We start from the raw sequence: 19,688 nt of genomic DNA, 5'->3' as shown, positions 1-19,688 counted from the left end.
ACGCGCGACGGCGAAGGCGGCGAGCGCGGTGGCGGCGGCGGTGGCGAGTACGGCGGACAGGAGTGCTTTCCGCACGGGTGTGCTCCCAAGGTCGTGCTGTGGATCGATGGTGCAGGTGCCGGGGGCGGGGCCCGGAAGTCATACCTCGTGGGCCCGCCCCCGGCGGTTACTTCCTCAGCGACCGGAGCCGGAGGCGTTCTGCGACGGACTGGCCGTCGCGGTCACATCGCCGGCGTAGACCAGGGCGGTGCGGTGGTTGTACTGGATCGTGTACATCTTCTTGGCGCCGAAGACGACAGTGCCGGAGGACTTGAAGTAGTCGTCGGTCAGGGCGGGGGCCGAGGTGGCGACGTAGGCCTGGCCCGACGGGATGGTGTACATGCTCAGCGGCGCCTGAGTGGAGGGAGACAGGCCCGCGGGGTACTCGGCGGCATCGGGGTAGCTGGAGCCGTAGACCTTCACCGGCGGCGTGATGGGGGTCTGGCCACTGTGGATGATGGTCACGCCACGCGCGGGGACGGTGTTGACGCCGCCGGGGTTGTGGAACCAGACCTTGGAGCCGCTGTACCAGATCGCGGTCCAGTCACCGTCCTCGCCGGCGACGACGAACTGCTGCCCGGCCTGGGCGGTGCTGCCCCAGTCGTTGATGCGGTCGGTGCCGGCGGCGCCGGAGTGGATCGCCCTGTCGCCGAACAGCGGTGCGGTGTCGCTGGGGGCGGTGCGCAGGTAGACGAAGTTCGACGGCTGGGTGACCTTGGTGCAGGCGGTGGTGGCGCCGGTCGGGTCGTCGGAGGGGCAGATCTGGACGGTCTGCCGGTTGTCCGCGAAGCCGGGAGCGATGGTCACCACGGTGCCCCAGTCGCCGACGCCGTGCTCGCCTGTGACCGGGGCGCCGAGCAGGTCCATGAAGTGCTCCCAGTCCCAGGACGGGCCCGGGTCCCAGTGCATGCCGGAGACCGTCGCGGACGTCGGACCGACAACGTTGTCATGGCCGAGGATGTGCTGCCGGTCCAGCGGGATGCCGAAGCGGCCGGCCAGGTACGTCACGAGATCCGCGGTGGCCTGGTACTGGGCTTCGGTGTACCAGGTCGCGCCGTGGGCCGCGTACCCCTCGTGCTCGATGCCGATGGAGTGCATGTTGGTCGAGTAGTTGCCTGCATGGAAGGCGAGATCCTTGGTCGGCACCATCTGGGTGACCGCGCCGTCAGCCGACCGCATCACGTAGTGCGAGGCGCTGCCGCCGGGGGCCTGGAAGGTGGCTATGGCCGAGGCATAAGAGGACTCGGTGTCGTGGATGACGATCGAGTCGATCCGGATGCCGTTGGCGGGCCGGTTGGACACCTGCCCGTTGGACGGGGCGGCCGGAACGAACGTGCAGTTCACGGTGGCCGGGCACTCGGTGTCCGTCGCCGCTGACGACGCCAGGTGCAGCTTCGCCAACTGGCCGGTGGCGGGCCGGACCTGCGGGCCGGCGGTCAGGCTGATTCGCTGGCCGTCCGCCGTCGTGCGCATGGCGCCCTGGTGCAGGGTGGCGAAGACCCGGTCGGCGAAGGCGCGGGCGCCCTGGCGCTGCGCGGACTGGCTGTAACGGGCCACCGCGCCGTACCAGTCGCCCGGATCGGCTGAGGTGTCCCCGGCCGTGGCCCTCTGGTAAGAGGCCAGCAGGGCGGCGCCGCCGCGGATGTTGGCCGCCGCGTCCGAACGCAGCTGCCACGCTGGCAGGCCCGTCAGCTTCGCGGCCGCCTCCAGCGTGTGGAGCGCGGGATCCGCGGCGAGCTTCGCCACGTCCCTACGCCCGGCCGTCCCCGAGTCACCGCCGGCCAGCATCGAGGGCGTCACGTCCGTCAGATGCATCGGACCGTAGCCGCCACTCACGCTGTGCTGCCCGGCGTGCGTGTCCCATGCCGATTCCTGATATGCCACCGCCAGCAGCACCCGCGCCGGCACATGGAACTCCGCCGCCGCGGCGGCGAAGTCCCCCTGGCGTGCCAAGTCCGCCGGAGCGTGCCCGCCGCTGGCCTGGGCGGTGAAAGGAACGGCGACCGCACCGACAACTGCCAGTAGACCAGCGGCCACCAGCACGCCGGGACTCCGCCGCAAGGCACGTCGTCGGCGTACAGCTATTTCTCTTGTCATGCAAAATCCCCGAGTTAAGTCGGTGGAACAAATAAATGCCCACCGCTCCCATAGATCAGAACTTCCGAAATCGCAAAGTTCGGGCTGTGGAGACAACCAATCTGGTTGCGTAAGCGTCCCAGCTTCCAATCATGGTGTCAGGTACAACCGCTCGCGACATTGGGATAAATCCCTATTCTCCTGTCATCGCGGGTACACCAAAATACCCAGACCCGCAGGCTCTGGGGTCCCAACCGGCCTCCGCGGCCGTCCGTGTTGTTGTGCCCCGTAGCGTCATTCGCCCGGCTGAGCCGCGCGACTACGGCCAGCAGGGATGGAAGGGCAGGTACCGCCCGGTTCGGCCACAGGCGTGCATGGCGTGGTCGGCTTCGTATCCCGGCCACCACCACGCCTGTCCGCGTGCCCGGGCTACGCTCGCGTGATCATGCACGCGAATGGGCGGGTTGATCGAGGGATGGCGGCGGCCGCCCGGTGTTTCTCGCCTCCGTCGGTGGAGTGCCGCCGGCACCGACGTCTCGACAGCCGGGAGCCAGTGAGCGGGCCCCATCACATATTCGGCTTCCTTCCGTCCCGCGACCCCGCTCGCGCCCTATTGACACCTGGACAGATTCCGAATGGGAAAGAATACCCATTGCCTCGCCACCTGCTCACAGGGCATGCTGTCGGTTCCGTCAGCCTGCCCATGGCACGTCGACACTTGCAGGTCACTGAGCCCGTGTGCTGATTCGGTGAGTTCCTTTTCCCCTCAGGGAAAATCCCCTCGGGTTGGGGGCCTTTGTCGGCGATGACGCGAAAGTGCTGAGCGATCACCACCCCCGACGAACTCCTCGCGCATGCTCGGCAGTCCGTTCATGAAGAGGCCGCGGTGCCCAACGCTGTCACCGTGCTCGACGCGCTTCCTCTCACCGATGTAGGTAAGGCCACCAAGGTCCCTCTCAGGATGAACGCCCTACGTGACGCCGTGCTTGCCGAACTTGCCGCGGCCGGCATCCGCGTCGACGCCGGGGACATCGTCTGCGCCAGCGTCGGCGGACGCCCACACGTCACGTTGCTCCATCTCGCCGATGCAGCGGGCCGGGGACACATCATGGAACGCCTGAACCGGTACTCATACGACTGGGAGTTCGCAGTGTCGCCCGAATGACACGCGGTGAGCCTCGGGCTCTCACGAGTGGTGCAGGACGCTTGAGGGCGGGAGGCTGGCGTCTGCCGCTCGCCAGGCACGATGAGCGTCTGGTGAGCGTCAGCTGATCGCGCTCAACGTCTGCTTGCAGGCTCGTTTGTTTCCTCCCCGACCCTCTTCCGCCAGATGGGGTCCTGGCAGGACTTCGTCGTCGGTGTTGAGGCAGGCTTCGACACGACATGGATCTGGGAGTACTACAGCGATCTCGGTTGCCGTGATTGGCTGGACGCGGCCTTGCTCCTCCTCACTCCCGCCCTGCGGGCGCTGTGTCAGACCGTGATCGAGCGATGGGATGCCCGGTACCTCGCGGCGACAGGGCCGATCAAACCGCAGAGCCCTCAGAGCAGCCGGTCCTCGACGCAGGGCATGTGGTGGCACGACCGCTTCCCGCTGCTGATGGACCATGACGAGGAGATCCGGTTGCCGCCGTCCTGGTCACCGGAGCGCCGGCGGCTCGTCTTACCCGATGAAGCCGGTCGACAAAACCGCACCTCCCGCGAGCGGCAGGGGGGCACATCTTCAAGGTGCCACGTCCTGGCCGCCAGACTACCGTTCGAGAGTGGCAGTCTTCCCAACTCTCTGGGTTCGGCCTGACTGGCGACGCTTCGGAACCCCGCCTTCCCACTGGAGCGAGAAAGGCTCAGGATCATGCCGTATACAACAGCCCAGGACGGAACCCAGATCTTCTTCAAGGACTGGGGGACGGGCCAGCCCGTCGTGTTCTCCCACGGGTGGCCGCTCACTGCGGACGCCTGGGACCCCCAGATGAAGTGGATGGTCGACCACGGCTTCCGGGCTGTCGCCCACGACCGTCGTGGCGGCGGGCGTTCCGGCCAGCCATGGGACGGTAACGACCTGGACACCTACGCCGACGACCTGGCGGCCGTGATCGAGGGACTCGACCTGCGCGACGTCATCCTGGTTGGGCATTCGACCGGTGGTGGCGAGGTCGCACGTTACATGGGGCGGCACGGGACGGGACGGGTGGCCAAGGCGGTCCTGCTGGGCGCCATCCCCCCGTTGATGCTGAAGACGCAGGCAAATCCCGAGGGCCTCCCGATCGAGGTCTTCGACGAGATCCGCGAGGGCGTCGCCAAGGACAGATCTCAGTTCTACAAGGACCTCAGTGGCCCGTTCTACGGCGCGAACCGCGAAGGCTCGACCGTCAGCCAAGGCACCCGCGATGAGTTCTGGTTGTGGGGCATGACGGTAGGTATCAAGGGGGCCTACGACTGTGTCAAAGCGTTCTCTGAGACGGACACCACCGAGGACCTCAAGAAGATCGACGTGCCGACACTGATCGTGCACGGTGACGACGATCAGATCGTCCCCATCGTGGCTGCGGGCGCCAAGAGCTCGAAGCTGGTCAGGGAAGCGGTATACAAGGTGTATGAGGGAGCCCCGCATGGGCTGGCGATGGTGCCCAAGTTCGCCGAACGGTTCAACGCCGACCTGCTGAACTTTGCACAAAGCTGAGAACTGTGCATGGCGAGAGCTGTCGCCTTGGAATCCATGGCGGCTGACGACTCACGACCAAGCTGGTGCGGTGGTGGTCCGCCGTCGGCTAGCCGACGCCTCGCGGGTAGCAACGGGGGCGGGTCTGCCACAGGGCTGCCGCTGTCGGTTCCGCCAAGCAGGTCAGACTACGGGACTTGCGCCAGGTGACATCGCTGACGCTGCGTTCGCGCACGCATAGCACGATGAATATCAGGCCGGCGCATCAGCGGCCTTCCTCGGCCAGTGCGTCCTGTCATCATTGGCGAGTCACGCATAGAAGGAGAAGCAGGCCCTCTCCAGCAGCCTCCGCAGCAGAGCAATACTGTGGATCGTCCTCTGCGCTGTCCCGCTTCAGCCGGCTGTACAGATCAGCCCGTTTACCGAAGGGCTTACCCGCTGTGCAGGCCGGCCCCGGACTGCAGGTGCTCCCGGCGAGCCGCCTCCGACAGTGCGCTCAATACTCCACGGTCGGTCGGAGCCGGAGGAGCACCCGGCGTTCCCGCTTGGTCATGCCGCCCCATAGGTCGTCCTCTCCGAAAGCAGGCGTCCGGCCGCCGGGCGTTCACTCGACGAAGCCCCACCACCCCAGCCAGGGGGCCGGGTGTATGTGGGGTGGCGGGCGGCCGGTCAGGGGGCGATGCTCAGTTCGCTGATCAGTCCATGGGCCAGAACGAAACGGCAGCGCAGGTCGGCCTTACCTCCAGGGAAGTTCCCTTCGAGGTGCTGGTGGACGGTGTATCGGTTGTGGGCGTCCTGTTCGGCGCCGGCGAGCGTGACCGTGTAGGTGTACTCGGTGTCGGTCCGCCGGAGCCATAGGTTGATGGCCTCGGCTCCCTCATAGGTGTGTCCGTCGTCTGTGACAAAGGCGTCCGGTGCGAAGCCCTGCGCGGCAGCGGCGGCGTCCTTGGCGGCGCGGCCTGTCAGGTAGCGCGTGATCGGTTCGGGCAGGTCGGCAGGGTCGATCGGCGTCGGGTTCTGGGTCACGGGGTTCTCCTTTGCGCCAGGGGAAACGGTCCGCGGTGCGACTCAGCGGTGGAGGACGAGGCCGATACCCGGCCCGCCATGCGCACGTCACTGCAGCCCCGAAAGTGCTGTACAGAAGCCAGCGGCTTCAATGTTAAGAGTGCCTTCGCATGGGTGCACCAGCCGCTTCCACGCCTTGCGCTGCCTCAACCCTGCGGCACACCGGGGCGAAGGCGTCCCACTACGCAGCCTGCGCGGCTTGACCACAGGCGTGGTCGTCGAGGTCCGCAGACAAAACGCCACATCACCCATCGGACGCCTCACGTCGCGGCCGGTTAAGCTGGCGCATGTCCCTCATTGGTCGTGACCGAGAGCTATCGGCCCTCAGGGTTCTGCTCGACCGGTTGACTGCCGGGCTCAGCGAGCACTTGGTCATCACCGGCCCCTCGGGAGTGGGGAAGACCGCACTGCTGGCGGCCGCCGCTGCATTGGCCGCTGATCGAGGGATCCGGGTCGCGTACGCGGGTGACCGCGCGCACGCCGCGCCCCGTACGTCGCCGGGCCGTCCGGACGAGCCGGTGCTCGTGCTGGCCGACGTAGGCGCAGTCGAGGAGCCCGATCTCATAGGCCTCGGCTCCGAGGTGCCGTTGGCTCCGCGCGCGCTGTTGGTCACTGCGCGGGAGTACTCCGGGAGCGCGGCCGAGCTGAGGCTCGGTGGTCTGTCGGGCGCGGAGTTTGCCGCGCTGGTGCCCGGACTGCCGCGCGACGCCGTCCACGCACTGTGGCTGGTATCCGGCGGGCTGCCCGGTCACGCGCTCCGCCTGTCCGGGCAGCTCTCGGGCCTCGACGGTGACGTCGACCCGGTGGTTCATCTCGCACTGGTGGCCCCCTCGCGGACCCAGTTCCTCGAACTCGACCTCGGGCTCGTCCGGTTGCTGGAGTCGGCCGCAGAACGGCCGCTCACGCCGGGCGACCGCGCCCGGGTACTGGCGCGGCTCGCACGTGAACTGCTCGCCGACACCTCGGCTGCCGCGCGTCGCCGCGACCTGGCGAACACGGCTCTCGGTCTGGCCCGGGCCTCCGGTGACCCGGGCACTCTTGCTGAGGTCCTCGACAGCCGGTTGCACGCGCTGTGGGACCCGGCCGCCACGGCGGAACGCCTGGCCACGGCCGAGGAAATCGTCACGGAGGCCCGGCGGGCGGGTGACGCGGCGGCCGAGTGCCGCGGCCTGTTCTGGCGCTTCGTGGCGCATGCCGAGGCCGGAGACCTGACGGCGGCCGAGGCGGCACTCAGCGTCTATGTGGGCGCCGCGGAACAGGCCGGTCGCACCGATGCCCGCGTGGTTGCACTGGCGCGGCAGGCGATGCTCGCCACGATTCGCGGCCGGTTCGAGGAGGCTGACGCACTGGCACACCAAGTGCTCGTTGCTGGCCGCAAGGCGGGGGTGAGCGACACCGAACGGCTGGCCGGTTCGGTGCGACATCAGCTGGACGTCATGCGAGGCCGTGCCGATACCCGCGTCGAGCCATGGCAGAGGATGGCCCGCAGACTGCCCGGGCACTTCTTCGAGGCGACAGCGGCGCGGTCGATGCTCGAGTCCGGACGCGACGTCGAGGCCGGCCTTGAGCTGGAACGGCTGCTGCCGTCGGTCCTCGCCGGCACCGGCCCGCGATGGATCGGCGCACTGGCAGACCTCGCGGCAGTCGCCTCACGTACCGGGAGCGCGGTGGCCGCCACCGACCTTTACGAGTCGCTGCTCCCCTACCAGGGACGACTCGTTGTGTGGGGCGGAGCCAACACGATCACCGGACCCGTCGACGACTACCTGGGCCGCTTGGCAGCACGCCTCGACCGGCCGGATGATGCCCTCGGCCACTTGGACGAGGCCGCGGACCTCTCCCGTCGCCTCGGAACGCTCCCCTGGCTCGCCTGGACCCTGGCGGCGCGCGCGGAGGTACTCACACGGCGTGGCCGGCCCGGGGACCGGGAACGAGCGGGCGAGGACGTCGACCGGGCCCGGTCGATCGCCACACGGCTGGGCATGGGCGGTCTCCTCTCAGCCCTGCCGCCGGTTCCTGCGCCCGCCGACCAGTGGCGCTGGCTACCCGATGGACACGACTGGCGGCTGGAGGCCGGCGCTGAGACAGCGCGCGTGCCCGACGGGCGCGGACCACGCTACCTGCGTGCGCTGTTGGCGGTGCCCGGCCAGGAGATCCTCGCGCTCGACCTGGTTGCGGGCGGTTCCGGGCTGGCGGTCCCGCCGACCGATCCGTTGCTGGACGATGCGGCCCGCGCCTCCTACCGCCGGCGTCTCGCCGCGCTTGACGATCAGCTTGATGCCGCCGACCGGGCCGGTGATGGCGACGCCGCGGCAGCCGTCCAGGCGGAGCGTGGAGCGCTCCTCGCCGAGCTCCGGCGCGCCGCTGGTCTCGGCGGGCGCCCCCGTGCTCACGGAAACGAGGCCGAACGCGCCCGCGTCAGCGCCACGCGGGCGCTGTGGAGGACCATCGAGCGCATTGAGGCCGCCGCGCCTCTCGCGGGCGCCCACCTGCGGGCGTCCCTGCGGACGGGACGCCTCCTCCGTTACCAGCCGGCTCCCGGCGGACCCGGCGGCTGGCAGGTGTGACGCCCACCACGCACAATTCGTTCGCCGCTGCGTTACGCCTTCTGTTGTGGACAGCACCCGCCACAGGAGGAACACAACACATGATCACGTACGCAGGTCTGCGAGCAGAGCGCCACGGCGAGCCGGACAACAGGCCGCCGCTCGTCCTGCTGCACGGCCTCAGTTACGACCGTCGCCAATGGGGGCCGGTGTTGCGCGCTCTCGAGCTTTCCGACCCCGGTCGGAGCGTGCTCGTCCTCGACCTGCCCGGACACGGGGACTCGCCACTGCGGGAGCGGCACGGACTCGACGACGTCGCCGCGATGGTGCACCAGGCCGTCACCGAAGCCGGCCTGGCAGCACCCGTGGTGGTGGGACACTCCCTCGGCGCAGCCATAGCCACGGCCTACGCCGCGACGTACCGGGTGCGCGGCGTGGTCAACATCGACCAGCCGCTGCGCGTCGGAGGCTTCGCCGACATGCTCCAGCGCAACGAGCACCTCCTGCGCAGCCCGAACTACGGCACTGTCTGGAACGGCCTGCTCAGCCGCATGGGCATCGACACGCTGCCTCCCGAGACCCGGGACATCGCGAGCCCCGACGCGCTTCCGGCGCAGGAACTGCTTCTCAGCTACTGGAACGAACTACTGGCCACCCCGCCGTCTACGCTGCAAGAACGAAACGCCGCCCGTCTGGCCCGTATCGCAGCCCAGGGCACCCCTTACCGCTACGTCACCGGCGCCGCGCCCGACGCGGAATACCAAGCCTGGCTCCGTCAAGCCCTGCCCGATGTCTCCATCGTCGTATTGGACGGCGGCGGCCACTTCCCCCACCTGGCTCATCCTGCCGAGGTCGCCCGCGTTCTGACCGACCAGCAGTGATTTAGGGGCGACCGAAGGTCCGGGATGCTTCTCGAGTCGGCCGGTGCGTTCGCACCGGCCGGCGCACCACCCACGTCCTGCACGGGCCACACTGGCCCCGGGTTCCTGGATCTCACCGTCTCCGCCCCGGTCACGGTGCGTGTGGTGGATCGGGCAGAGGTAGGGGCCGAACAAGGAAATCCCTCATGCCCGGCTTCTCGCTTCTCCATCGGGCAGACCGAACACTCTCCGTCACACGCCAACCACGAGGCGGTCTTCGCGCAGGCCCGACGCGGCGTGATGCTCTCCAAGCGGGACGGCAGCCTGGAGCGGCCTGAAGATCATCTTGAACTACGCTCACTGCGGGACATAAGTTGCCTGAACGAGCGCGGCCAAATCGCCCGACCAGATGCTGCGTACGATCACGAAACACGGTAATGACCTCCTTCCCGTCCGACTGGATCGCGAGAGAAACGCATGGCTCCGGCCAGCCGGCCGTGCCTCGCTCAGTCGAAGGCGGCCCGGTCAGCGGGCGACGGCGGCCACAATGCGTTATCGAACGACCACCCTGGAAACATTGTGTCTTTTGCGGACGTGCAGTCCACTGCGAACATCCCCGTGAGTCCGGTCTTCGTGGGCCGGGAGACCGAGCTGGCCGAGCTGAGGCGAGCGGCCAAGGCCGCGAACGAGGGTGACCCGCAGGCGGTGCTGGTGCGGGGCGAGGCGGGGATCGGCAAGACTCGACTCGTCGAGGAGCTGCTGAGCACCCTGGATCCCGAGGCGTCCGTGGCGGCGGTGGGCGGATGCATCGAGGTCGGCGGCAACGGTCTCCCCCTTGCCCCGTTCTCCGAGGCGCTGCGCACGCTGTGGCAACGGTTCCCCGAGGAAGTACGCGCCGCAAGCACAGGGCAGGAAGAGCTTTTGGCCCGGGTGATACCGGAAATGGGCGCCGGCTCGTCCGCTGATCCGAGAGACGACGACGGGATACGGCTGTTCGCGCTCATCACTCGCGTTCTGGAGACATTGGCGTCCGGACGGCTGGTGGCGCTGGTCATCGAAGACCTGCATTGGGCCGATGCTTCCACTCGTAATTTGATGGGCTTCCTTTTCCGTACCCGGCGCACCGGGCGGCTCATTTTGCTGGGGACGTACCGTTCCGACGACATCCACCGCGGACACCCGCTGCGCCCACTGCTCGCCGAACTGGACCGACTACGGTCCGTGAGCCGCGTCGATCTACCACGCTTGATGCGAGGAGAAGTGAACCGGCAGCTCACCGGCATCTTCGGAGCCATACCGGACCCACGTGTCGTCGATGACATCTACGACCGCTCGGAGGGCAACGCCTTCTTCGTCGAGGAATTGGCCCGCGCGCACCGCGACCACGTACAGACGGGACTCGACAGCCTGCACGACGTGCTGCTGACCCGGCTGGAATCGTTGCCCGAAGCGAGCCAGCAAGTCGTACGCGCAGCTGCCGAGGGTGGCGCCGTCGTCGGCTACCCACTTCTGAGGGCCGTGGCGGGCCTGTCCGAGGTCGACTTGATCGAGGCGCTGCGCGCGGCTGTGCTCGCCCGTGTCCTGGCGCCCGAGCCGAGCGGTGCGCACTATCGGTTCCGGCATGCATTGGTCCGCGAAGCCGTTGGCGACACCCTCCTGCCGGGCGAACGGCACCTGATCAATCGTCAGTACGGACAGGTGCTGGAGGCGGATCCCACACTCGTGCCGCCGGGGGAGCTGGCAGGACGGCTCGCCCAGCACTGGCACGCGGCGCAGGACGGGAGGAAAGCTCTGCGTATGAGCCTTGCGGCGGCCGAGGAGTCCCGCAACCGTTCTGCCCACGCTGAGCAGTTGTGGCATCTGGAGCGGGCGCTCGAATGGTGGAACCGCATGTCGGAGGAGGTCCGGCCGGCGGATCTGCCCGCGATCCGCTGCCCGGAGACCTATCCCTGCAGTGCCTTGCAGGAGGACGGCATGACCCGGGTCGGCCTGCCGGAGCTGCTCGCCACGGCCGCCACCGCTGCGGTGCACAGTGGGAACCTGCACAAGGCGCTGCACCTGACCGACCTTGCACTGGAACACTTCAGCCAGGCCGAGGCAGAACGGCCTCTACCTGCCGCGTGGTTCTGGACGCGACGGTCCCGGATCATCGAGGGCTTGAGCCGCGGAGACGGCTGGCCCGAAGTGCAGACGGCGTGGCGCCTCGTCAAGGCCCTCCCTCCATCCGTCGTGGGAGCCGAAGTGCTGGTGCGCATCGCCATCTGGAACGAGCTGCACCGTCCTTCTAGCAGAAACCGAGCCCCCGCCGTCGAAGCTGCACGGTACGCCGCGCGTGCAGGGGCCGAGACACAGGAACTCCACGCCCGTCTGTGTCAGTGCCTGCTGAACGCGGACACGGATACCGACGGCGGTGTCCTCGCAGAGCTCTACGCCATCCGCCAACGAGCCGAAGAACTGGGCGAACTCGGCATCGCCGGACGGGTGAGCCAAAGCTTGCCAACAATCCTCGAGGGCATGGGCCGCTCCGAGGAAGCCGTCGCCGCGGCCGACCACGGCATTGAACTCTGCCGCTCGCTCGGCCTCACCAACCGCGAAGGGTGGGTCCAGGCCAACCGGGCGATCAGTCTGCTCTCCCTGGGCCGCTGGGACGAGGCCGACTCAGCCCTCGACGAGGCCACCGCCCTCGCACGCGCCCAACTGTCACGCTCGGCATTCGCGACGCTGCGAGCGGCCGGTCTCCTGCTGCGCGGCGACCTCCAATCCGCGATCGTCCATTTGACCGCCGCCGAAAAGCTGCGTGGCACGGAACGGTTGCCGGCGCAGTTCCAAGTGGTGTTCAGCCACTGTTCCCTGGAGGTCGCCCTACGCCAGGGCCGTCTCGACGACGCCCGGAGAGAATTCCTCCATGCGGACACCGCCGGGCTGTGCGACCTCCCGCTCAGTTGGTCACTGCCGCTGCTCTGCACCGCGGCAGCCATGGAGGGCGACGCCATCGACTCCCCTGGTGGCGTTGCAGTGAAGGTCTCCACTGCTCTACGGCGCACCGCGGACCGGCTGAGCACGGTCCTGCCTCTCTCCGCCGCCTACGCACACCTGCTTCGCGCCGAAGTGCGACGCATCGAAGGAGCGGACGATCCGGACCTGTGGTCGACCGCAGTCACCGCTTTCGAAGACGCCGGACGCCCGTACGAGACGGCCCGTGCGCTCTTCGGCGAAGGCCGCGCCTTCCTCACCGCGCCGCGACGGCGATCCGAGGCGAACGACAGGTTCAGCCGCGCCCAAGCCCTCGCGACCAACCTCGGTGCAGGCCTTCTGATCAGCGATATCAGTCGACTCCACACCCGGGACGTCGGCCCTGCGCCGGCTGCCGCAGCCTCCAGCCGCCGGACAGCCATTGGCAAGAGACCCAGCCGGTCCCATGACGGATTCGGTCTGACGCCACGCGAGTGCGAAGTACTGCAGCTGGTGGCGCGCGGTTACAGGAATCACCGAATCGCCAAGGAGCTGTTCATCTCGGAGAAGACCACGGGCGCCCATGTGTCCAATATCCTTGCCAAACTCGGCGCCTCCGGCCGAACCGAAGCAGCAGCCATCGCCTTCCGGCACGGTCTCGCCACACCTTCGTAAAACGTGCCATTTGTCGCGTGATTGCGGGCTCCCGAGGGATTCGAAGGAGCTTCCCCTCATCAGCACAGACCGACAGGGTGGCCGCAAGTACCGCGCTCGTGCGATGAGTTCGGATAGCAGTGGGCTGGGGTGGATAGCGGTACAGGCACGGGCTTCGCGATCATCGCGGTGTCTTAAGCCCGCTGATCACGAGGTGACCCGTGCCTGCCGCTGTATCTTGTCCTGTCCCCGCTGTCCTGCTGAAGCCGGGCCCCCTGAACCCGGACCAGGTCGCTGACCTGCGTCCCTACCGGGTCAAGCCAGAACGGGCACTCTCCATCCTGGGCATCACCAACGACCAGGACGCTCAGCGAACTTGATCAAGCCTTGGGGTCACGGGCCTTCGAACATGTTTCGCTTGTAGACGACGTTGTAGGTGTCCCAGACGGTCAAGAGCAGGAAGATGGTGCTCGCGGCACCATTGGGCCTGTTCTCGACCAAAACAGGCGGAAAGAACGTTCCTGTTCCGCTGGTCTCCCGGCTCCAACCCAAGCCATCGCCGTAGCCGACCCCGTAGTTGTTCAGTTCCTGCGACCAGGTGACGAGATCGGCCCCGAGGATGGCAAGTTCCATGTTGCCGTTGTGAAGCGCGGCCAGGGCAGGCTGGGAGCGCGCGGATCCCCCGTGGTTGTACCACCCGTTCCAGACGCCGTACCCGTATGCCTGCCATGCGGTGTATGTCTGATTGTCACTGCCCACATGGGCTATGACGTACCGCGACGACTGCCAGTTGTAGGCGACCGCCGGCGGGTACATCGACTGCGCGTTGCCGAAGGTGTAGATGCCGCCGAATGCGTAGCCGTTGTAGAACCTGGCGGAGATGTTGTTATTGCCGCGCCCATGCCAGGCAATCATGAAACTTCCCTCGGGACCCGCCGATGCCGAACCCGGCAGCAGATCCTCGGTGGTCGTACCGGAGATGGCCGTCCAACCGCTGTGTGATCCGTCGGCGTACGCGCGCAGCACGTATATCTGACCGCCGCCACCCGTGTGGAACACCCACCAACCGTTGCCCCCCGCGGAGGTTATCCAGGGCTGCGTCGCCGTCGCCGAGCCCGGGACCATCTGCACGGCCGGCTGGTTGTTGATGGAACTCCAGATGGCATTGTTGTCCAGGGCGCGCCACACCGTCATGTGGTTGCCATTGGTGTCATACGCTTCAGCAGCGCCGCGGCCCCGAACGTTCTGCCCCCCAGCCTGCTCGTTATATATCTGCGATTCTTCGTTGGGGAGGGCGGAACTCGCAGCGTACGCTTCAACGGTAGTGAACATAACACTCACTGCCGCGGCGAGGGATGCTACGACGATCCCCCATTTTCTGATGATACGGATTGTCAACTTACTCACTCCTGTTTGGCGAGCCCCCCTAAAGGGGAACTTGAGATGAACTCGCAATGAAAAGCCATGCATTGGGTATGCGTTCGATGACTGCGCCCCCGTTCGGTGTTGCAACCTCGTTCTCTCGTTGCACAGTTCCGTGGTCACAACGCGGGTGCTTTCAGTCGGTTACTGCAATTGGGCCGGAGGGCACGGCATGTGCCGGCCCTCCTGGTCCTTGCCGGCTCATCATCGATTCGACTGTGACCTGATCGGTCTGGCTGGTTCGACGGCTTGCCTTGTTTGTTTTGCTGGTCGATGCGGAGGGCCTTCGCGTCACGCCGAGGTGAGGCGGGCGGGCAGCTGGTACAGCTTTATGCGGGTCGTCTCCGGCTCTGCGGCGGCGAGTTCGGGCTCGTCGTGCAGGAGGACGTTCGTCGCGCCCAGCACGATCGCACAGGCCTGGCGGGACCGGCGCCACGCCCCGGTTCCGCCAGCCCGGCCCGATGCCCTTCGGTAGCAGTGCACTCAGCGCGGTGGCCAGGCCGACGCGGTCGGCGACCCTCCGCAGCAACACCACACCCACGTGGCCGATCAGGTTCTTGCCGTCGGCCCGCATGGCAAGCCGGCGATCCCATTCGGTGGCCTGCACCTGTAGGGTGCCTCTTCCCTGCGACGGTTTTGATCTCAGCAATCAGATCACCGCAGGTGAGAGGCACCCTTCTTCTGTCGGTGCGTCAGGCCACCGTTGTAGCTGTATTCATGAGGTCACGCAGCCGCCATGCGACCTCGTGAACTATCCCGCGCGTGTGCGGAATCGGTCGGGTCAGCTCCAGCCGCCGCAGCCCCAGTACTGGGAGCGGTCGTCCCACCAGCAGTAACGCACGCGCCAGATGTCCCTGTTCGCGTTGACCGACGTCGCGGAATAGGGGTTGACCCACATCGAGTCGATGCCGTTGTCGTAGTACTGGTAGTCGATACGGATCGTGTACGAGTTGTTGTTCCACGCCCAGATCCAGCTCTCGGCGCCGTTGCCCGGATTGTTGTCGAACGACACCTGCGCGTTCGAGTAGTTGATCGTCGTCGCAGCCTCGGCAGCCGTGGAGGTGCCAAGCACGAGACCGATGCCGGCCACCGCCAGCATGACGGCGGTCGAAGACCTCCGCACGAAATTCTTCAGAAACACGATTGCGATATCCCATCTTATAGCGACAGTTATTGCACTGGAGAGACAGTAATCCGTAACGGCAGACCGGTTCGCCAAGCGTGTCACGCTCATAGCACCGGATCGGCAGCTGTACCACGCACGAGGATTTCGCTATGCGAAAGCCTGAGCAGCCTCAAAACGGATTGTGATCACCACGCCTGGCGGGTGACGTACGGTGGCGGAATCATCGCTTCTTCCCATTCGGCGTCGCTGATCCTGGAGCGCAGGTACTCGACCGATTGCGCGACGAGACTTCGAGCCCGGTCGAGATCGACGCCGACCAAGCGGCCTTGGTATTTCAGGACCCGGCCATTGACCATCACGGTGTCCACGTCGCCACGCCCGGCCTGGAAAACAAGGTGGCCCGCAGGGTTGTGCACGGTTGTCATGACCGGGGTGTCGTTGCGTAGCAGGACCAGATCGGCACGTTTACCGGGCGTAATGGACCCGATCTCGTCATCGAGTCCGAGCGCCCGCGCACCACCGAGCGTGGCGTATTCCAGGACGTCCATCGCCCGGGTGTCGTTGTTGACAACGACGTTGCCCTGCTGGTGGGCGATGTGATGCACCATCGCCCGTTCCGCATTGAGGGTGGCCCTCATCGCGGAGAACATGTCACCGCTCCACCATGCGACTGAGTCCATCGACAGGGAGATCGGGACGCCGAACCTCCGTGCCTGGGACACAGGCGGATAGCCTTGCCCGGCGCTGTCCTCGCTCTCCGCCGAGATGGACAGATGCGCACCGCTGTCGGCGATCAGACGGAAGGCGTCATCGCTGAGCGCGCCACCGTGCACGAGCGTGTAGCTCGGCGAGAGTGCCCCGTATGCGTGCAGGAAGCCGATCTGATCGTCTTCGTAGGCTTTGAAGACTCCCGCGTGGGAGATGATCGGGAGTTCGCGTGCCCGGGCGAAGTCCAGGGCTGCCTTGGCCTCGTCGGTGGGACTGATGCGATCGAGGGCCAGCTGCATAGTCACCAACTGGTCGGTGCTGCTGAACCTGCTGTCGAGCATGTCGTCGACCCGACCGTCGACCACCCAACCCAGATCGGATGCCAACGCGTTGCCGTAGGCGAACCTGGCACGGGCAGGCACATCGAATAACGCGTCCACGGCGGCTTCAGCGTGCCCGGGCGTCCGCAGACCGTGGGAGTAGTCGAGCACCGTGGTCACGCCGTCGTACACGGCCTCGACCATGCTCATGTAGTTCGCGGCGTAGATGTCCTCCGGCCGGAACAGGTGACCCCATTTGATCATGATCCACTGGACGTAGTTGCCCAGGGTCCAGTCAGCGCCCACCCCGCGCAAGGCGGACTGCCACATATGCCTATGAGTGTCCACGAAACCTGGAAGCAACAGGGCACCGTATGCCTCGATGACCGCGGCATCCGCAGGAACCTCCAGGTGGCGGCCCACCGCCTCAATGCGGGAGTTGCGGACCAGCACGTCCGTGTCCCGCAGCACGCCGTCATGCGGCTTCATCGTCACTACCGTTGCCCGTCGGAACAAGACGGGTTGCCCCAGCCGGGGTGTCGGTCGAGCCGCGATGTTGCGGTTGTGCATGTCCATCTCCGATTTTTCGTCTCTGGGGCGAGGTGATGCACAACAGCGCATCCGCCCCCCGAAAGATCTACGTCCGCCGGCCTGTAGCGAGGGTGAACTGACACGGCAGCCGCCCTGTCAGTCAAGCGCGCAGCCCCGGCCAGGGCGAGCGCACCACTGTGGTGCCCGGAGCAGCCGTCCGCCTTCGACAGTGGGGCCCATGCCATCGACTCGTGGCTGTGCAGCAGACAGCCGATGGTTCGTTCCGACACTCGTGTCAGAGCTCTTGGCGCCCCCCTGCGTCAGGTGGCGCTCCCCACTTTGCCCGCCCAGGAATCCCCAAGGCATCGGGAAAGTTCCCCGTCTTCGCGGACATAAAAATTCATACCTGGTTGCGCAAATTATCCCAATTGATTCTCGCGTAGCGCCCAATCACTCCGTGGAATGAAGGCAGTAGTCCGCGGATTGCGCGCCGGTGCCCGCGCGGAAATCCTGGGCCATTGGTCAAAAGCCTGCTGCGCAATACCGCGACCGGCATACCATGCTGGGCCGGCAGTCCGACCATCAGCACGCTGAGGAAGTCCTTCTGACGGTGGCGTCCCGCGCGGCCACGCCGCCTGAGGTCCCCACCGGTTCAAGAACATTGGCTTCAGCACGGCCAGGAGGCTCTTCTTTTACACCCCGAAGGTTTCGGAGGGGCTCTTCATAGAGGACGGCGATGACCCGCGGCCCGGCGTACAGGTGCCAACTTGGGGACCGGAGCGGTTCACCGGCCCCATGCTTTGAACTATCCGAAAGGTACGGGTTGGAAACCGCTCCCGAAGCCTGACCACGAGTGCACGTCACCTTGCTGTGACGGCAGGGGAAGAATCCCTACGCTCGCAAGCCGTCGCAGGGGGTGCTGGGCCGGCCGACTGGAGAGATGGGGGTTTCTCCCCATGTCAGCGACAGAAGTTCTTGGGAAGATCGACACACGGAGCTGGGCTGGTCGACCGGATCGGCCTGAACATCGCGTACGGACAAACCGTTCAGGTGCGTGCATCTCTTGGGCTTGACCTCCACGGTGCTATCAGGTTCGTGGAAGCTACCAGCGACCCATCGTCACCCTGGCGGTGCCGCCGAGGGAGTTCCGGATTTTCAGCGCCACGCCTTGGGCCAGCGGTCCACGCGCCGGATGCACTCATGCCCGAGTGAGTGACAAGCCGGTCGTGCCCCGAGAGACCTGCACGCTTGCCCCGGAGCATTCCCTCGGCAGGGGCTGATCGTGTTCGTCGCGGGCAACCACCCGTCCCACCCCCTACGAAGCGTCACGAAGGATCACCATGGACACGTCCCCAGCACGTCTGGCCACTGAGCCGAGGCCCGGCAGGATGAGGCCGCCGAGACGGGACCACGCACTGCGCCTGCATCTCGACCCGATCGAGCAACTGGACCTGACCGGGCGTCGGCTGATCGTGATTGGGGGTACGAATGGGCTGGGACGCGCCATCGCCACCCAGTCCCTAGCCCGTGGTGCGGCGGTCACGGTAGTGGGCCGCACTCTCCGCGATGCTCCATCGGACCAACGGTCATTCGTTCCTGTCGACCTCTCTTCCCTGCGGGAGGCCGAGCGGATCGGCCGTGAACTGTCCGTGGAGGACTGCGATGTCCTCCTGTTCACGACCGGGACCTTCGCCGCCAGAGTTCGTGAGGAGACCCTCGAGGGGGTGGAACGGGACATGGCGGTCAGTTTTCTGAATCGGCTGGCCATCCTGCGGGGACTCACGGGACGACTCGGCTCCGCCCGAGGCGATGACACCTTCCGCCCGCGGGTGTTCGTCATGGGCTCGCCGGGGTGGGGGGAGACCGGCACGCTCGCCGACCTGAACTCCGAGCACCAGTATTCGGCCATGCGGGCGCACGGCAATACCCTCGCCGGAAATGAGGCGCTGGTGACGGCGGCACACTCTCGCTTTCCTGGCCCGGCCTATTTCGGCATGGCGCCGGGAGTCATCAGGACGGACATCCGCGCGAACCTGCTCGGCGAGGGAAGTGCGACGCACCGAGTGGTGGAGGCTCTCATCGGCGTTCTGGCCCCGTCCCCGCAGTCCTACGCCCGCCGCATGGTACCTCTCCTGTTCGCTCCGGAGTTGGAGGGCCGCAGCGGCGACCTGTTCGGCAGAAAGGGCACGCCCATCCTGCCCTCGCGTGGCCTCGACTTGGGATACGCGCGGCGCTTTCTGGACGAGTCGGAAGCGCTGCTCGACAGAGCCCTGGCCGGCTACTCGGAGTAGGAGAGGTGGGCCAGCGCACAGCGACAAAGCACCGATACCCGACACCGATGAGGAACCCTACCGGCGGGAAGCGCGCCAATGGCTGACCTGTACCGGGTTCGCTTGAGCCGCAGGACTGCTCCATTCGTGCCGTTCTGTCACCACTGCATGTGAGGCGAGTTGGTCGGGCTATCTGTTCACGGCCAATTTGCCCTTTACGCACACCGCTCCTACGGTCGTGGGACGGGCTCGATCACTCTGGGCAAGGGGCCGCTCATGGCGACCGTCAGCGATGCCTTCTACCGCGTCCTGCGCCATCACGGCGTGAGCGCCGTCTTCGGCAATCCCGGGTCCAACGAGCTGTCGTTCCTCACCGGCCTGCCCGAGGACATCCCCTACTACCTGGTCCTCCAGGAGGGCGCCGCCATCGCCATGGCGGACGGCTACGCCCAGGCCACGG

General features: G+C 66.8%; 13 protein-coding genes. 8 read left to right on the top strand and 5 right to left on the bottom strand.

Annotation, left to right across the window (positions count from 1 at the left end):
* Nucleotides 1–174: 174 nt before the first annotated feature.
* Nucleotides 175–2,136 (bottom strand): N-acetylmuramoyl-L-alanine amidase, encoded by a 1,962-nt coding sequence (locus tag ACIP98_RS35500; RefSeq protein WP_401980165.1) that lies wholly within the window; start codon nt 2,134–2,136, stop codon nt 175–177.
* 883 nt (nt 2,137–3,019) lie between these two features.
* Between ACIP98_RS35500 and ACIP98_RS35495 the strand changes: the two genes are divergently transcribed.
* The 3 genes from ACIP98_RS35495 to ACIP98_RS35485 all read left to right on the top strand — a co-directional run bounded on the left by ACIP98_RS35495 (nt 3,020) and on the right by ACIP98_RS35485 (nt 4,795).
* On the top strand, nt 3,020–3,280 hold the full coding sequence (locus tag ACIP98_RS35495; RefSeq protein WP_401980162.1) for a hypothetical protein: 261 nt from the start codon (nt 3,020–3,022) through the stop codon (nt 3,278–3,280).
* Between the two features lie 165 nt (nt 3,281–3,445).
* On the top strand, nt 3,446–3,913 hold the full coding sequence (locus ACIP98_RS35490; protein WP_401980160.1) for a hypothetical protein: 468 nt from the start codon (nt 3,446–3,448) through the stop codon (nt 3,911–3,913).
* Between the two features lie 54 nt (nt 3,914–3,967).
* Entirely contained in the window at nt 3,968–4,795 is an 828-nt protein-coding gene (locus tag ACIP98_RS35485; protein WP_401959002.1) for an alpha/beta fold hydrolase, read from the top strand.
* 648 nt (nt 4,796–5,443) lie between these two features.
* Here ACIP98_RS35485 and ACIP98_RS35480 read toward each other — a convergent pair.
* Nucleotides 5,444–5,800, bottom strand: coding sequence for a nuclear transport factor 2 family protein (locus ACIP98_RS35480; RefSeq protein ID WP_401980158.1), 357 nt, complete (start codon nt 5,798–5,800; stop codon nt 5,444–5,446).
* Nucleotides 5,801–6,126: 326 nt separating this feature from the next.
* Here ACIP98_RS35480 and ACIP98_RS35475 point away from each other — a divergent pair, with 326 nt between their 5' ends.
* The 3 genes from ACIP98_RS35475 to ACIP98_RS35465 all read left to right on the top strand — a co-directional run bounded on the left by ACIP98_RS35475 (nt 6,127) and on the right by ACIP98_RS35465 (nt 12,872).
* Nucleotides 6,127–8,406, top strand: a complete 2,280-nt coding sequence (locus ACIP98_RS35475; RefSeq protein WP_401980155.1) for an AAA family ATPase — start codon at nt 6,127–6,129, stop codon at nt 8,404–8,406.
* Between the two features lie 80 nt (nt 8,407–8,486).
* Nucleotides 8,487–9,266 carry an alpha/beta fold hydrolase gene (locus ACIP98_RS35470; protein ID WP_401980153.1) on the top strand — a complete coding sequence of 260 codons (780 nt, stop codon included), beginning with the start codon at nt 8,487–8,489 and terminating at the stop codon, nt 9,264–9,266.
* Between the two features lie 597 nt (nt 9,267–9,863).
* Nucleotides 9,864–12,872, top strand: coding sequence for an AAA family ATPase (locus ACIP98_RS35465; RefSeq protein ID WP_401980151.1), 3,009 nt, complete (start codon nt 9,864–9,866; stop codon nt 12,870–12,872).
* 372 nt (nt 12,873–13,244) lie between these two features.
* Here the strand turns inward: ACIP98_RS35465 and ACIP98_RS35460 are convergent, their stop codons facing one another.
* The 3 genes from ACIP98_RS35460 to ACIP98_RS35450 form a co-directional block, all read right to left on the bottom strand.
* On the bottom strand, nt 13,245–14,249 hold the full coding sequence (locus tag ACIP98_RS35460; RefSeq protein ID WP_401980148.1) for a hypothetical protein: 1,005 nt from the start codon (nt 14,247–14,249) through the stop codon (nt 13,245–13,247).
* A gap of 805 nt (nt 14,250–15,054) precedes the next feature.
* On the bottom strand, nt 15,055–15,414 hold the full coding sequence (locus ACIP98_RS35455; RefSeq protein ID WP_401980147.1) for a hypothetical protein: 360 nt from the start codon (nt 15,412–15,414) through the stop codon (nt 15,055–15,057).
* A gap of 170 nt (nt 15,415–15,584) precedes the next feature.
* The gene (locus ACIP98_RS35450; protein WP_401980144.1) at nt 15,585–17,003 is read right to left on the bottom strand and encodes an amidohydrolase family protein; all 1,419 of its coding nucleotides are present in this window, start codon (nt 17,001–17,003) and stop codon (nt 15,585–15,587) included.
* A 1,295-nt stretch (nt 17,004–18,298) separates the two neighbouring features.
* Between ACIP98_RS35450 and ACIP98_RS35445 the strand changes: the two genes are divergently transcribed.
* On the top strand, nt 18,299–19,249 hold the full coding sequence (locus ACIP98_RS35445; RefSeq protein WP_401980142.1) for an SDR family NAD(P)-dependent oxidoreductase: 951 nt from the start codon (nt 18,299–18,301) through the stop codon (nt 19,247–19,249).
* 255 nt (nt 19,250–19,504) lie between these two features.
* Nucleotides 19,505–19,688: thiamine pyrophosphate-binding protein (locus tag ACIP98_RS35440; protein WP_401980139.1), on the top strand; the 184-nt coding region annotated here is incomplete at its 3' end.

The organism is Streptomyces sp. NPDC088354 (assembly GCF_044753585.1).
Lineage (GTDB): Bacteria > Actinomycetota > Actinomycetes > Streptomycetales > Streptomycetaceae > Actinacidiphila.
Note: the sequence above shows the minus strand (reverse complement) of the source record. Positions and strands in the feature narration are given on the sequence as shown.

What these genes read in the sequence shown, in the direction of transcription:
- ACIP98_RS35500 (WP_401980165.1), bottom strand. Translation starts at nt 2,136, where the DNA reads ATGACAAGAGAAATAGCTGTACGCCGACGACGTGCCTTGCGGCGGAGT.
- ACIP98_RS35490 (WP_401980160.1), top strand. Translation starts at nt 3,446, where the DNA reads ATGGGGTCCTGGCAGGACTTCGTCGTCGGTGTTGAGGCAGGCTTCGAC.
- ACIP98_RS35485 (WP_401959002.1), top strand. Translation starts at nt 3,968, where the DNA reads ATGCCGTATACAACAGCCCAGGACGGAACCCAGATCTTCTTCAAGGAC.
- ACIP98_RS35475 (WP_401980155.1), top strand. Translation starts at nt 6,127, where the DNA reads ATGTCCCTCATTGGTCGTGACCGAGAGCTATCGGCCCTCAGGGTTCTG.
- ACIP98_RS35470 (WP_401980153.1), top strand. Translation starts at nt 8,487, where the DNA reads ATGATCACGTACGCAGGTCTGCGAGCAGAGCGCCACGGCGAGCCGGAC.
- ACIP98_RS35450 (WP_401980144.1), bottom strand. Translation starts at nt 17,003, where the DNA reads ATGGACATGCACAACCGCAACATCGCGGCTCGACCGACACCCCGGCTG.
- ACIP98_RS35445 (WP_401980142.1), top strand. Translation starts at nt 18,299, where the DNA reads ATGGACACGTCCCCAGCACGTCTGGCCACTGAGCCGAGGCCCGGCAGG.